Source organism: Pseudochrobactrum kiredjianiae (assembly GCF_030362795.1).
Taxonomy (GTDB): domain Bacteria; phylum Pseudomonadota; class Alphaproteobacteria; order Rhizobiales; family Rhizobiaceae; genus Pseudochrobactrum; species Pseudochrobactrum kiredjianiae.
Map to the genome: position 1 here is coordinate 97979 of NZ_JAUCBM010000001.1, position 12634 is coordinate 110612.

Below are 12634 nucleotides of genomic sequence, written 5' to 3' on the forward strand. Positions count from 1 at the left end.
GCTGCCGGACACTTCTTTTGGGTGCGTGATAACCTGATCAGTCCTGTTTACGGCTACGGCGGGTCGGTTCACCCGGTGCGCTTGGCTCCAGCGCAATCGCATGCAAACCCGCATGCAATTCTTCTGCCAGCTGCGCATTGATCGCACGATGACGCTCTACACGGCTCAGACCTGTAAATGCCTCTGCCACAATTACAACGCGGTAATGTGTTTCACCGGTTCCGTCGAACACTTCCTCATGGCCGCCGTCCGTATGATGATGCCCCGCATGAAGATGGCTTTCATTGATGACATCAAGCAACACCGGCTGAAAAGCATCATGGAGTTTTGCGGTAATCCGTTCTTGTCGCGTCAAAGGAATAGACATTCTGATCTCCTGCCCCCATATAGGGGTTATGTTATGCGCATGCGTTACCATTACGGTATACATAATGCCGCGAAATCCCGATTTCACGTCTGCTTTGATTCTACCCCTTCAGGGGTTGGTCATGCATCGTGAAATGTCAATTCTTGTATCATCAGATCTGACCCCGAAATATTGATATCATGGCAACGAATTCAAAATATTTTGACAGCATCCGTATCCGCTCCCGCAAGGAAGAAAAAAAAGCCGCAGGCCCTCAGTGCCAGTGGGAAGGATGCGAAGAAATCGGAACGCACAAAGCCCCTGCAGGCGGTGCGCGTGAAGGCTTGTATCTTCATTTCTGTATTAATCACGTCCGGGAATATAACAAAAACTTCAATGCATTTTCCGGCCTGAGCGATGAAGAAATCGCCAAGTTCCAGAAAAATGCAGCTGTCGGCGACCGGCCGACCTGGACAACGACCAAAAACACCACATCCCGCCAGACAGCAACACAGTTTGCCCGTATGCGCTCAGGGACTGCGGCCTATCATAATAAAATCCGCGATCCGCTGAATCTGTTTGAGCAGACCAAAGCCCGCGCTGAAGCCGCAACCCCGACCAGACGCCCGCGTCCGCTCGAATCCAAAGCTTTTGCCACAATGGGTATTGCGGCAAATTCGACCAGCGACGAGATCAAATCGCGCTATAAAGAGCTGGTAAAGCAGCATCACCCTGATGCCAATGGCGGTGATCGCGGTTCGGAAGAGCGTTTCCGCGACGTTGTGCAAGCTTATCAATTGCTAAAGACCGCAGGTTTTTGCTAAACAGGCAAAGACTTTTTCAGAGAGCATCGTAAGTATAACTGCTTTCGCTCTCTGATAACCTGTCTGTGGCAAATACACCGGCACAGCACTTCAGGCAGTTTCATAGAAAACCGGAACTGGCTATGTGGCAAAAACTGAGCCAAGACACACAGAAAAAGCAGTGCCGGCTTCTTTCCGGCTCTGTTGCAAAGTAAAGAAATAGAGGGATTTCCGCTACCGGAAAACAAACCAAACCCTCTGAACATATGATGACATAGCGGCATGCAGGCGCCGCTCAGGAGGCATGATGAGCAAGGTTGATCTCGACATAAACAATATGCCGGACACAACTGTATCGGTGCGTGACGTGTTCGGGATTGATTCCGATATGACCGTGCCCGCATATAGCAAAAAAAATCCGCATGTACCGGAAACAGATCCGGATTACATTTTTGACCGCCAGACAACCTTGGCGATTCTCGCCGGCTTTGCCTATAACCGCCGCGTCATGGTTTCCGGTTACCACGGTACCGGTAAATCCACCCATATTGAACAGGTTGCAGCCCGTCTGAACTGGCCATGTGTGCGCGTCAACCTCGACAGCCATGTCAGCCGTATTGATCTGATTGGTAAAGATGCCATCGTTGTTAAAGACGGTATGCAGGTTACCGAATTTAAAGACGGTATTCTGCCTTGGGCTTATCAGAACAATGTCGCTCTGGTTTTCGACGAATATGATGCCGGTCGTCCGGACGTCATGTTCGTTATTCAGCGCGTTCTGGAGGCTTCAGGCCGTTTGACCTTGCTCGACCAGAGCCGTGTTATCAATCCGCATCCGGCATTCCGCATGTTTGCAACCGCGAACACTGTTGGTCTCGGCGATACCACCGGTCTTTACCACGGTACCCAGCAGATCAACCAGGCGCAGATGGACCGTTGGTCGATCGTTACCACGCTGAACTACCTGCCGCATGACAATGAAGTTGAGATCATTCTCGCCAAATCCAAGCATTACCAGAATGCGGAAGGCCGTGAGATCGTCTCGAAAATGGTTCGCGTTGCCGACATGACCCGTCAGGCTTTCATCAATGGCGATCTGTCGACCGTTATGAGCCCGCGTACTGTGATTACATGGTCTGAAAATGCCAATATTTTCAAAGATGTCGGCTTTGCATTCCGCTTAACCTTCCTGAACAAATGTGACGAGCTGGAACGCTCCATCGTTGCCGAGTTCTATCAGCGTGCTTTCGGCGAAGAACTGCCGGAATCAGCAGTTAATGTCGTTCTCGCTTAAAGCGCAAATATGACGTCCCCGTATTCCACGGGGACGCTCTCGCTTCATTGTGACAGCGAAACAGGGTTAAGTTTTCTGATATAAGGCAGTTTCATCATGGCAGGCCCCGGCGATAACACACGCGAACGTCCTAAAGGTCCGGTCGATTCCGAACCTTTCAAACGTGCGGTCACTGCCTGTGTGCGTGCAATCGCCGGAAGCAATGAATTTGAAGTCGGGTTCAGCCATGACCGTCCGGCCTTGACCGGTAATCATGCCCGCCTGCCTGATCTGCCAAAGCGTCCGACAGCTGAAGATATTTCCATCATCCGCGGCCTTGGCGATTCCATGGCACTGCGTCATGCCCGTCATGATCCGCGCATTCATGCGCAGCTTGCACCTCAGGGGCAACAGGCACGCGCTATTTATGATGCTGTTGAACAGGCACGCGTTGAAGCTATCGGCGCTCTTGCTATGGAAGGCGTGGCAGCCAATTTGTCCTCCATGCTGGCAGATAAATATAGCCGCGCCAATTATTCCGCTATTACCTCGCGTGATGATGCCCCGATTGAAGAAGCCATCTCCCTGCTTGTGCGTGAAAAGCTCACCGGCTACCGTCCGCCTGTACAGGCCGGCAATGTAGTTGAGCTGTGGCGCGACTGGATTGAGGAAAAAGCCGGTAAACGGCTTGAAACACTTGGCGATCGTCTGAACAGCCAGCAGGATTATGCGCGACTGGTGCGTGAAATGCTGGTTGCACTGGATATGGCTGAAGAACTGGCCGAACCGTCTGAGAGTGACGACGAAGAAAGCCAGCAGGAAGAACAGGCTGATCCGGAAGAATCACAGGAAGGCGCATCGGAAGAAGATGCAGAAAACCAGTCCGGTGATGGCGACAGTTCTGAAGATACAAATGATGATCGCGAGCGCGGTGATCTGGAAGCTGAAGATGCCGCTTATGAAGATGCGGATGACGGCGAAGAAGAAGATGCGGAAACACCGGGGGAAGCACGCCGGTCGAACCAGCCGTTCTCTGATTTCGACAAGCACAATGATTACAAGGTTTTCACCCGTGAATTCGACGAGATCGTAGAAGCAACGGATCTCTGCGACGATGCGGAGCTGGAGCGTCTGCGCGGCTTTCTCGATAAGCAGCTTGCGAATTTGCAGGGCGTTGTCGGTCGCCTCGCCAATCGTCTGCAGCGCCGTCTGATGGCGCAGCAGAATCGCTCATGGCTGTTCGATCTGGAAGAAGGTCATCTCGACAGTGCCAAGCTGGTGCGTGTGGTGATTGACCCAACCCAGCCACTTTCTTTCAAAACCGAGCGCGACACCAATTTCCGCGATACGGTCGTCAGTCTGATTATCGACAATTCCGGCTCCATGCGCGGCCGCCCGATTACGGTTGCCGCAACTTGCGCCGATATTCTCGCACGCACGCTGGAGCGTTGCGGTGTGAAAGTTGAGATTCTCGGCTTTACCACCAAAGCGTGGAAAGGCGGCCAGTCGCGTGAAGCATGGCTGGAACGCGGCAAGCCTGCACAGCCGGGCCGCCTCAATGATCTGCGTCATATCGTTTATAAGAGTGCAGATGCGCCATGGCGCCGCGCACGACGCAATCTCGGCCTGATGATGCGTGAAGGTCTGCTGAAAGAAAACATCGACGGTGAAGCACTGATGTGGGCACATCAGCGTATGCTCGGTCGTCCTGAGCAGCGCAAAATCCTGATGGTGATTTCTGATGGCGCGCCGGTTGATGATTCGACCCTGTCGGTTAATCCGGGCAATTATCTGGAACGCCACTTGCGTGCCGTGATTGACGAGATTGAAAACCGTTCGCCAGTCGAACTGATTGCTATTGGTATCGGTCATGACGTGACACGCTATTACCAACGCGCGGTGACGATTGTTGATGCGGAAGAGCTGGCCGGTGCAATGACCGAGCAGCTCGCATCGCTGTTTGACGATCAGGATCAGCCAAAGCGTGGTCGCGGCAGAGGCTGATCACTTCACTCACATTTAAGATAAATAAAACCTGAAAGTCACACGGCTTTCGGGTTTTATTTATCTGCAATCAGGCCTGCTGGCGGGTAGCCGCCAACACAATCTCACGAATACAAACCTGCTGCGGTTGTTGATAGGCATAAAGCACCGCCCGCGCCACATCGTCTGCCGATAAAACCGGACTGCCCATTGAAGTCTTCCAGTCCTCATAACCGGCTTTAATTGCTGCATCACTGGTATGGCTAAGCAATTCCGTTTCAACGGCTCCCGGTGCGATAGTCACAACCCGTACACCGCTTGGCGCCAATTCCTCGCGCAGATTTTCTGACAAGCCGTGAACGGCGAATTTGGTCGCCACATAGGCCGTATGATTGGCAAAAGTTTTTCGCCCTGCCACGGAACTGATATTAATGATTGTTCCGCTCCCGCGTGCCGCCATACCGCTTGCAACGGCATAAATTCCATTCAGCAGCCCTTTAATATTTACATCAAGCATCCGGTCCCATTCCACCGGATCCTGCCGTGTTATATCGCCAAGCAACATGACACCGGCGTTATTCACAATTGCATCAGCCATACCGAAACGAGCCTGCGCAGTCTCAACCGCCGAAAGAAACGCAGCACGATCCATCACATCAACGGACAAGCAAAGACTGTTTGGCAGTTTCAGCGCCTGCATGGCCTCGACACGCCGCGCCAGCAATAAGAGCGGATGCCCTGCTGCGGATAGGTGTCTCGCAGTTGCCAGACCGATACCGGAACTGGCGCCGGTTACAATAACAAGCGGTTTGGTGGTTTTCGCAATCATTTTCAAAAATCCGGTTGTGAAAATACTGCACGATTATCCCGTACATAAAATCAATTCGCAACCGGTAGAATTACAAGGTGTCGTACTGCCCTGAAAACGAGCGCAGCAGATGCACTCAGGAGCATTACGTTAAAGCTAGAGCGCCGTGTGCCAGACTTGGCACACAAAGGTCGCTCTAACACTTTAAGATTAGAGCATTTCCCGTTTATTTTGAATGATAGGAATTGCTCTATCTTTTTTGTTTTTATGCGCATCCTTTCCGAAAACCGGCTTCCACTTTTCGGAATACGCTCTAGCTGGTTATTTAGTGCGCACCGGTTTGCCTGCGCCATAGATAGATGGTGCAAACAGTGCCAGAATCGCCCCGTAAGGCACCAGCATCACCACACTCATCAGAACCTTGACACCAAAGTCACCAAGCGCCAGTGACAGCCACAGTGGCATTGTCAGGCCAAACCATTGCACCTGATCAATCATGGAACTGTCAGCAAAGCCAAAAACCGTGTCCAGCATGGCGAAGGGGGCAGCAAAAGCCAGCGAGAAGAACAGGATTGTATCCAGAACCGATCCGCAAAGTGCTGCGGCTAGAGGTGCTTTCCACCAGCGCAAACGGCGCAAACGGCTGAACACGCTGATATCAAGCAATTGCGCGAACAGAAACGCACTTCCCGACGCCACAGCAAGCCGTGGGCTCGCAAGCCAGATCGACATGATCACACCCAGAGCAAAACCGGCATAAACGACCTGACGGGCGCGTTGCGGACCAAAGCGGCGGTTGGTCAGATCATTGACCAGAAAGGCAAACGGATAGGTAAAGGCGCCATAAGTGAGAATTTCCTGCAAACCCAGATAATGCACCGGATATTGAACAAGAATATTGGAAGCGGCAACGGCCGCACACATGGCAAGAACGGGAAAAATCAACGCTTTTAAAGCGGAACTATGCTGTAATGGCATTTTTTTATCCTGGGTAATGGAACCAGCAAAAAGGCCGGATAAACCGGCCTTTAGCAAACGAAAATTAGCCGAAAAGACTATTAAGCAGCAACTTCTGCCAGCTTCTTAGCAACCTGACGCTTCAGCAGACGTGCGCGCTGTGACAGCTCGTTGTCCGATGATTTAGCAAGGAATGCATCCAGGCCACCGCGATGCTCTACCGAGCGAAGCGCATGGGCTGTAATACGCAGACGGTAGCTCTGGCCCATTGCATCGGACATCAGAGTTACATTGCAAAGATTTGGCAAATAACGGCGACGCGACTTGTTGTTCGCATGGCTTACATTGTTGCCGTAGAGGACCGCTTTACCGGTCAGTTCACAAGCGCGGGACATTGGTCTCACCTTCAAAATTCTGTTTCAGGCCCCGGCACAAATACCCGATACCGTCTTCGCTTCAAGCATAATCAATATAAAATTGATATGTCGCGGCGCGCAATATCGGACAGCGGCCCATTGGGAAAGTCGGGTTTCTATAGTGAAAGCAGCTGTTGTCGTCAAGCCGTTTCAGAGGATTACAGGTCCAATTCCTGCCAATGACAAGGAATTGACTGTCTTTGACCCCATTTTGCCGCTTTTATCATAGAAATAGCGGGCATTAAAAGAGCCAGTACTGCAGTTTCAGGCTGGCAGACAGTGAAATACCCGCTCAGGTGAGTCTCAGGGAGATACGAATGCTGTTGACGGATATAGCTGCAAAGACACAACAAAAAACGGTCGCAAAACGCCTGATCGGAACCATTTTTCTCACAGCAGTTTCTCTTCTGCCTGCTACTGCATATGCTGCTGATTCCGGCTACCGCACGGAATATGGAATTTACATTTTCGGCATGACAATTGCGCGTTCTGAAATGAATACCAAGATGTCCGATACCAGCTATACCCTTGACGGCGAGTTTCATAGTTCCGGCCTCGCCCGTATTTTTGACAGTACCAAAGGCTCCATCACCATTCGCGGCGCGGTGCTGAATCAAGGCACCGCAGCCTCTGTGCAGCCTGCCTCTTATCTCACAACCTATCGCAGCGGTAAAAAGCACAAGCGCACATCCATCAGTTTCAAAAACGGCTCTGTCAGCGCTTATGATAACCAACCGCCGATCAACAAAGTTGCGCCATGGGCAGAACTGGGTGCCAATGATCTGAAAGCAGTTTTTGACCCGATCAGCTCTATGATGATCACAAGCCCATCTGCTGCTGCGGTCTGTAACCGCACTTTGCAAATCTTTGACGGACAAACACGCGCACAAATCCGGCTTAGTCCGGCGGGCACAGAGCGCTTGTCAGTCAAAGGCTTTGATGGCACAGCAATCACCTGCAATGCCAGGTTCGTGCCGGTCTCAGGCTATGAAAAAGATAAAAAATCCGTGCGGTATCTCGCCGATAAAAGCAAAATCACCATCAGTTTTGCGTCCCTGAACACGGATAATCAGGGCGCAGGTATTTATGCCCCTGTGGGCGCCAGCGTCGGCACCCAGATCGGCACGGTCAAAGTACGTGCAACACGCTTTGAAAAGACAAAATAGCAATCTGATACCAAAGCTCCATGAATGTGACTCGTGGAGCTTTGGTCAGGCCCGAATGGCGATTGAACTTCTTCAAGGCGTGATGCGTCAGCATCTTGATGCCGCTTGGTATGACTACGTAAATATTCAAGCGGAGTGGTCATTCAACCGGAATGCTTTCCGCTTGAGATTGATGATTATTCACCCATCAGTTTATGAATACGGTCAAGATACTTCTTGCCAAAGGCGATGTGCGCCGGATTGATGCCTTTTAACTCATCAACAATCTGATCTTCGTCTTCTGCTTCCACCGCGCTCACACTGCTGACCAGCGCAAAATAACCGTAAATATAATCCTGCGCTGTCAGGCCGTGTTTTTCCAGCACGGCTTTGACTTTTGGTTGCTTGTCGATTCGCGCAGCCAGCGCTTTCGGCGAATGATCACCGGTACCGTCCTCATCATTACCTTCACCAGACATATCGATTGTATTAAGCTCTGCTTGCGCGGCTTCCATTCGGGTCAGAAATGCCTCATCCAGCGGGAAATTATTCACTTCTGCCGGCACTTCCGGCTTGGCCATTTCCGAAAAACTCTGCGCAAATGCCTGATTGTCTGTCAAAGGCAGGCCACTGAGACAAGCTACAGCAAAAAAAGAACCGGCCATAAATGTAAGAGCCGGACGGCGAAACAGACAAATCATGCTTATACCTTTGTCAAAAATGATCTTTGCGTTTACGCAGTTCTGCAAAGATCTGCAATTCACTGGCGTCTTCCATCCCAAGCCGTTTGGCGATTGCACCGTCATGGGTGCGCAGAAACGGATTGGTAGCCATTTCCAGACCGATACTGGTAGGCAGGGTCGGCAGACCTTCTGCCCGCAGCCGTTCAATCTCGCGGCCGCGCTCTTTCAGAGCCGGATTGGTGCCATCCACATCCAGTGCAAAACGCAAATTGCTCAGCGTATATTCATGTCCGCAATAGACTTTCACATCCACAGGCAGCAAAGCCAATTTTTGCAGCGATGCATACATATCCGCCGGTGTACCTTCAAACAGACGACCGCAACCAAGCGCGAATAGAGTATCGCCAGTGAAAACAACCTTTGCCTGCGGCAGATAATAGCTCACCTCTCCGGCCGTATGACCGGGCGTGGCAATCACCTGCACTTCAAAACTGCCGAACTGAAAGGTGTCACCGTCTTTAACGCCACGATCTGCACCCGGAATTTTCTCCGCGGCAGGTCCTGTGATCATGGCGCCATATGTGCGTTTCAATGCTTCATTGGCATCGACATGATCGAAATGATGATGGGTGGTAAAAATATAATCGAGCTTCCAGCCGCGTCGCGCCAAAGCCGAACGGATTGCCAGTTCTTCCGGCGCATCAATCGATGCGGTCAGTCCGGTTTCCGGATCATGAATCAACACGCCAAAATTATCTTCACGGCAATAGAACTGTTCAATTTCAAGACGAGCCATCGTTCTGCTCCCGATTATTTTTTATCCGCTGATGCTGCGCTATCTTCACTACCCCAAGGCACCAGAGAATGTTTTTTGATCAATGGCAACTGGAACATTGTAAAGGCAATCGTCAGCGGCATCACGCCCCAGACTTTAAAGGTAACCCACGCATCGGTGGAAAAGTTCCGCCACACAACCTCATTGATCACTGCCAGCACAAAGAAGAACAGCCCCCAGCGCAATGTCAGCTTGCGCCAGCCTTCCGCATCCAGTTTGAAAGCCTGATCAAAGACATAGCCGAGAAGCGCTTTACCGAACAACAAACCACCAAGCAAAATCGCTCCGAACAGGCTGTTAACGATGGTTGGTTTCATTTTTATGAAAGTATCATTGTGCAGCCACAGGGTCAGCGCACCAAAGACCAGCACAACAATGCCTGAAACCAGCGGCATGATCGGCAGGCTGCGTGTCATGATCCACGAGACAACCAGCGCAATCACAGTAGCCGCCATAAACAAGGCTGTCGCGATGAAAATCGGCTGACCGATCTGTGCCAGTACCGGAAAGCGCTCAACCAACCACTCACCACGGGAGTTGGCGAAGAAGAAGATCAGCAATGGCCCCAGTTCCAGAGCCAGCTTTAGCAGCGGCGGAACATCTTTGCGTTTCGGATCGGAAGGATCACGTTCAAAAATCTGATCGTTCATCGTGCCTCTCCCGCAATTGCTCCGGCAAAATCTTGCGCCGTAAACGGCTCAAGATCATCAATCTGTTCACCGACACCAATAAAATAGACCGGCAATTTATGTTTGGCGGCAATCGCCACCAGAATACCGCCACGGGCAGAACCATCGAGCTTGGTCATCACCAAGCCATTCACACCAGCAATATTCTTGAAAATCTCTACCTGATTAAGCGCATTCTGACCGGTGGTAGCATCCAGCGTCTGTAACACCGTATGCGGTGCTTCCGGATCATGCTTACCAAGTACACGCACGATCTTAGCCAGCTCTTCCATCAGCTCGGCCTTGTTTTGCAAACGCCCTGCCGTATCAATAATCAGCACATCGCTGCCGGCATCTTTGGCCTGTTGCCATGCATCAAAGGCAAGCCCCGCAGCATCAGCACCAAGTTTGGAAGACACCACCGGTGAACCGGTACGCTCACCCCAGATATGCAATTGTTCAATCGCCGCGGCACGGAATGTATCACCGGCTGCCAGCATCACTTTCAGACCGCCTGCGGTGAGCTTGGCCGCGAGCTTACCGATTGTTGTCGTCTTCCCTGTGCCGTTCACGCCAACCACAAGAATGACATGTGGTTTATGGGACAGGTCGAGCTCAAGGGGTTTTGCCACCGGCACCAAAACTTTTTCGATTTCAGAGCGCATAATGCTGCGGACTTCATCCGTCGAAATATCTTTGCCATAGCGGCCGGATGACAGGCTATCTGTGATGCGCATCGCTGTTTCCAGACCAAGGTCGGCCTGAATCAACACATCTTCCAATTCCTGCAACGTATCTTCATCCAGCTTACGCTTGGTGAAAATACCGCCGATCGAATCACCAAGCTGTTGTGACGAACGCGACAGGCCGCTGCGTAACCGCTCGAACCATGACAATTTTTTTTCCGGTTCCGCTTCAACAACAACCGGCTCCTGCTTTGCTTCAACCGCTTTGCTGACAGTCACCTTCACCGGTTTGGGCGCAGGCACCACATCCGCATCAGTGAATTTTGGTTCGGTCTCAGGAAAAGACGGTGTCAGTTCAACAGTTGCCGGATCAGCCACCACCGGCTGTGACAACAGCTCTTCAATTTTTTCAAGAACCGTTTCATGAGGCAGCTCTTCCGCCTGCAGCTTTTCCTCAGCAACAGGCTCATCAAGCTCATCAGTTTCAGGCGTATCATAAACCGGTTTCAGTTCTATGGTCGCCGGATCAGCGATCAATGGCTGAGAAAGCAATTCCTCAACCTGATGAAGCACGCTCTCATGCGGCGGCTCAACAGGAGAATGCGCTTCTTCTGCGCCCTGTTCCGCTAAAGGTGACAGAGTTTCCTCAGACGGCGCGGAAGAGGCCTCCTCCTTTTTGCCGAAAGAAAAAATCTTTTTAATAAAACCCATAGCCATGAATACAGCGCTTCTTATTTTCGAATGATAATTAGATATTTTGCGGAACAGCCAACAGCTTGTCACCATCATGACCGGAGATCACGCGGCTGACAATCTGTCCTGCGGTCAGCTCTGTCGTATCCAGTCCTGTCAGCGTAAAGCCTTCTGTGCGACCAAGCCCATCCCGCTCCACCAGAATATTCTGTACAGTGCCTTTGAGACTTTCCAGATGCAAGCGATAAGCCGCATCACCAGCTACACGCAGACGCGCTGCACGTTCCTTGATCACTTCACGACGCAATTGCGGCATGCGCGCGGCAGGTGTGCCCTCGCGCGGACTATAAGGGAAAACATGCAAATGGCTGAGGCCGCATTCTTCGACAATACGGATAGAGTTCTGGAACATCTCTTCCGTCTCGGTCGGGAAACCGGCGATGATATCCGCACCAAATACGGCATCAGGTCGTAATTTACGCACATCCTCGCAGAAGCGGATTGAATCATCACGCAAATGGCGGCGTTTCATCCGCTTGAGGATCATATTATCCCCTGACTGTAGTGACAAGTGCAGATGCGGCATCAGGCGTTTTTCATTGGCCAGCGCTTCCATCAGGTCTTCATCTGCCTCGATTGAGTCGATAGAAGACAAACGCAGGCGCTGCAAATCCGGCACCTGAGACAAAACAGTTTTCACCAATTTACCAAGGCGCAAATTTCCCGGCAAATCAGGTCCGTAGGAAGTCATATCCACGCCGGTCAGCACCACTTCCGCATAGCCGTTACTGACCAGTCGTTTGACTTGGCTCACCACGCCGCCCATCGGGACAGAGCGGGAATTACCACGGCCATAAGGAATGATGCAGAAAGTACAGCGATGGTCACAACCATTCTGCACCTGTACAAAAGCACGGGCGCGGCCTTCAATGGCATCCACCATATGGCTGGCGGTTTCGCGCACTTCCATAATGTCGTTGACGCGAACCTTCTCAAACTGGTTCACACCAAAGTCCGGCAACATGCGGTAGGAATTGGATTTCAGTTTTTCTTCATTGCCGAGTACGAGATCAACTTCATCCATCGCGGCAAAATCATCAGCGCCGGTCTGCGCCGCACAACCGGTGACGATAATACGGGCCTCCGGATTATCCCGTCGTGCTTTACGGATCGCCTGGCGTGCCTGGCGCACCGCTTCCGCTGTGACTGCACACGTGTTGAAAATAATCGCGCCGTTTTCCAATGTGCCGAGACCGGCCTCATCAGCTTCGCGTTTCATCACTTCGGATTCATAGGTATTCAGCCGGCAGCCGAATGTTACAACCTCAACCGCCATAA

The 12634-nt window shown here is 51.6% G+C and carries 13 protein-coding genes; 4 read left to right on the plus strand and 9 right to left on the minus strand.

Annotated elements, in window-relative coordinates:
* Positions 1–37: 37 nt before the first annotated feature.
* A complete protein-coding gene (locus tag QUF18_RS00505; protein ID WP_289384293.1) occupies positions 38–367 on the minus strand; it encodes a BolA family protein in 330 nt (109 codons plus the stop codon).
* 179 nt (positions 368–546) lie between these two features.
* Here QUF18_RS00505 and QUF18_RS00510 point away from each other — a divergent pair, with 179 nt between their 5' ends.
* From QUF18_RS00510 to cobT, 3 genes are all read left to right on the plus strand, one after another.
* Positions 547–1170, plus strand: coding sequence for a J domain-containing protein (locus QUF18_RS00510; protein ID WP_289384294.1), 624 nt, complete (start codon positions 547–549; stop codon positions 1168–1170).
* Positions 1171–1456: 286 nt separating this feature from the next.
* A complete protein-coding gene (gene cobS / locus QUF18_RS00515) occupies positions 1457–2443 on the plus strand; it encodes a cobaltochelatase subunit CobS (RefSeq protein ID WP_289386063.1) in 987 nt (328 codons plus the stop codon).
* A gap of 96 nt (positions 2444–2539) precedes the next feature.
* Entirely contained in the window at positions 2540–4426 is a 1887-nt protein-coding gene (gene cobT, locus QUF18_RS00520; RefSeq protein ID WP_289384295.1) for a cobaltochelatase subunit CobT, read from the plus strand.
* A 70-nt stretch (positions 4427–4496) separates the two neighbouring features.
* On the opposite strand, the gene QUF18_RS00525 is transcribed toward cobT, so the two are convergent.
* The 3 genes from QUF18_RS00525 to rpmB all read right to left on the minus strand — a co-directional run bounded on the left by QUF18_RS00525 (position 4497) and on the right by rpmB (position 6565).
* Positions 4497–5234 (minus strand): SDR family oxidoreductase, encoded by a 738-nt coding sequence (locus QUF18_RS00525; protein ID WP_289384296.1) that lies wholly within the window; start codon positions 5232–5234, stop codon positions 4497–4499.
* A 300-nt stretch (positions 5235–5534) separates the two neighbouring features.
* Positions 5535–6191: a VUT family protein gene (locus tag QUF18_RS00530; protein ID WP_289384297.1), complete on the minus strand. Its 657-nt coding sequence runs from the start codon at positions 6189–6191 to the stop codon at positions 5535–5537.
* Positions 6192–6271: 80 nt separating this feature from the next.
* Positions 6272–6565, minus strand: a complete 294-nt coding sequence (gene rpmB, locus QUF18_RS00535) for a 50S ribosomal protein L28 (protein ID WP_289384298.1) — start codon at positions 6563–6565, stop codon at positions 6272–6274.
* 338 nt (positions 6566–6903) lie between these two features.
* On the opposite strand from rpmB, the gene QUF18_RS00540 reads away from it, so the two are divergent.
* On the plus strand, positions 6904–7752 hold the full coding sequence (locus QUF18_RS00540; RefSeq protein ID WP_289384299.1) for a DUF3108 domain-containing protein: 849 nt from the start codon (positions 6904–6906) through the stop codon (positions 7750–7752).
* A gap of 176 nt (positions 7753–7928) precedes the next feature.
* Here QUF18_RS00540 and QUF18_RS00545 read toward each other — a convergent pair whose 3' ends face one another.
* From QUF18_RS00545 to mtaB, 5 genes are read right to left on the minus strand one after another with little or no spacing between them, the layout of a single operon-like run.
* The gene (locus QUF18_RS00545; protein WP_289384300.1) at positions 7929–8432 is read right to left on the minus strand and encodes a hypothetical protein; all 504 of its coding nucleotides are present in this window, start codon (positions 8430–8432) and stop codon (positions 7929–7931) included.
* Between the two features lie 13 nt (positions 8433–8445).
* Positions 8446–9210 carry a hydroxyacylglutathione hydrolase gene (gloB, locus tag QUF18_RS00550; protein ID WP_289384301.1) on the minus strand — a complete coding sequence of 255 codons (765 nt, stop codon included), beginning with the start codon at positions 9208–9210 and terminating at the stop codon, positions 8446–8448.
* Between the two features lie 14 nt (positions 9211–9224).
* Positions 9225–9899, minus strand: a complete 675-nt coding sequence (locus tag QUF18_RS00555; protein WP_289384302.1) for a septation protein A — start codon at positions 9897–9899, stop codon at positions 9225–9227.
* A complete protein-coding gene (gene ftsY, locus QUF18_RS00560; RefSeq protein ID WP_289384303.1) occupies positions 9896–11320 on the minus strand; it encodes a signal recognition particle-docking protein FtsY in 1425 nt (474 codons plus the stop codon). Before ftsY ends, QUF18_RS00555 begins: the two co-directional genes overlap by 4 nt.
* A gap of 31 nt (positions 11321–11351) precedes the next feature.
* Entirely contained in the window at positions 11352–12632 is a 1281-nt protein-coding gene (gene mtaB / locus QUF18_RS00565) for a tRNA (N(6)-L-threonylcarbamoyladenosine(37)-C(2))-methylthiotransferase MtaB (RefSeq protein WP_289384304.1), read from the minus strand.
* Positions 12633–12634: the final 2 nt, after the last annotated feature.

Bases quoted from the DNA above. Each gene is read 5' to 3' on its own strand.
- cobS (WP_289386063.1), top strand. From the start codon at position 1,457: ATGAGCAAGGTTGATCTCGACATAAACAATATGCCGGACACAACTGTA.
- mtaB (WP_289384304.1), bottom strand. From the start codon at position 12,632: ATGGCGGTTGAGGTTGTAACATTCGGCTGCCGGCTGAATACCTATGAA.
- QUF18_RS00530 (WP_289384297.1), bottom strand. From the start codon at position 6,191: ATGCCATTACAGCATAGTTCCGCTTTAAAAGCGTTGATTTTTCCCGTT.
- gloB (WP_289384301.1), bottom strand. From the start codon at position 9,210: ATGGCTCGTCTTGAAATTGAACAGTTCTATTGCCGTGAAGATAATTTT.
- QUF18_RS00525 (WP_289384296.1), bottom strand. From the start codon at position 5,234: ATGATTGCGAAAACCACCAAACCGCTTGTTATTGTAACCGGCGCCAGT.
- ftsY (WP_289384303.1), bottom strand. From the start codon at position 11,320: ATGGCTATGGGTTTTATTAAAAAGATTTTTTCTTTCGGCAAAAAGGAG.
- cobT (WP_289384295.1), top strand. From the start codon at position 2,540: ATGGCAGGCCCCGGCGATAACACACGCGAACGTCCTAAAGGTCCGGTC.
- QUF18_RS00510 (WP_289384294.1), top strand. From the start codon at position 547: ATGGCAACGAATTCAAAATATTTTGACAGCATCCGTATCCGCTCCCGC.
- rpmB (WP_289384298.1), bottom strand. From the start codon at position 6,565: ATGTCCCGCGCTTGTGAACTGACCGGTAAAGCGGTCCTCTACGGCAAC.
- QUF18_RS00540 (WP_289384299.1), top strand. From the start codon at position 6,904: ATGCTGTTGACGGATATAGCTGCAAAGACACAACAAAAAACGGTCGCA.
- QUF18_RS00555 (WP_289384302.1), bottom strand. From the start codon at position 9,899: ATGAACGATCAGATTTTTGAACGTGATCCTTCCGATCCGAAACGCAAA.
- QUF18_RS00505 (WP_289384293.1), bottom strand. From the start codon at position 367: ATGTCTATTCCTTTGACGCGACAAGAACGGATTACCGCAAAACTCCAT.
- QUF18_RS00545 (WP_289384300.1), bottom strand. From the start codon at position 8,432: ATGATTTGTCTGTTTCGCCGTCCGGCTCTTACATTTATGGCCGGTTCT.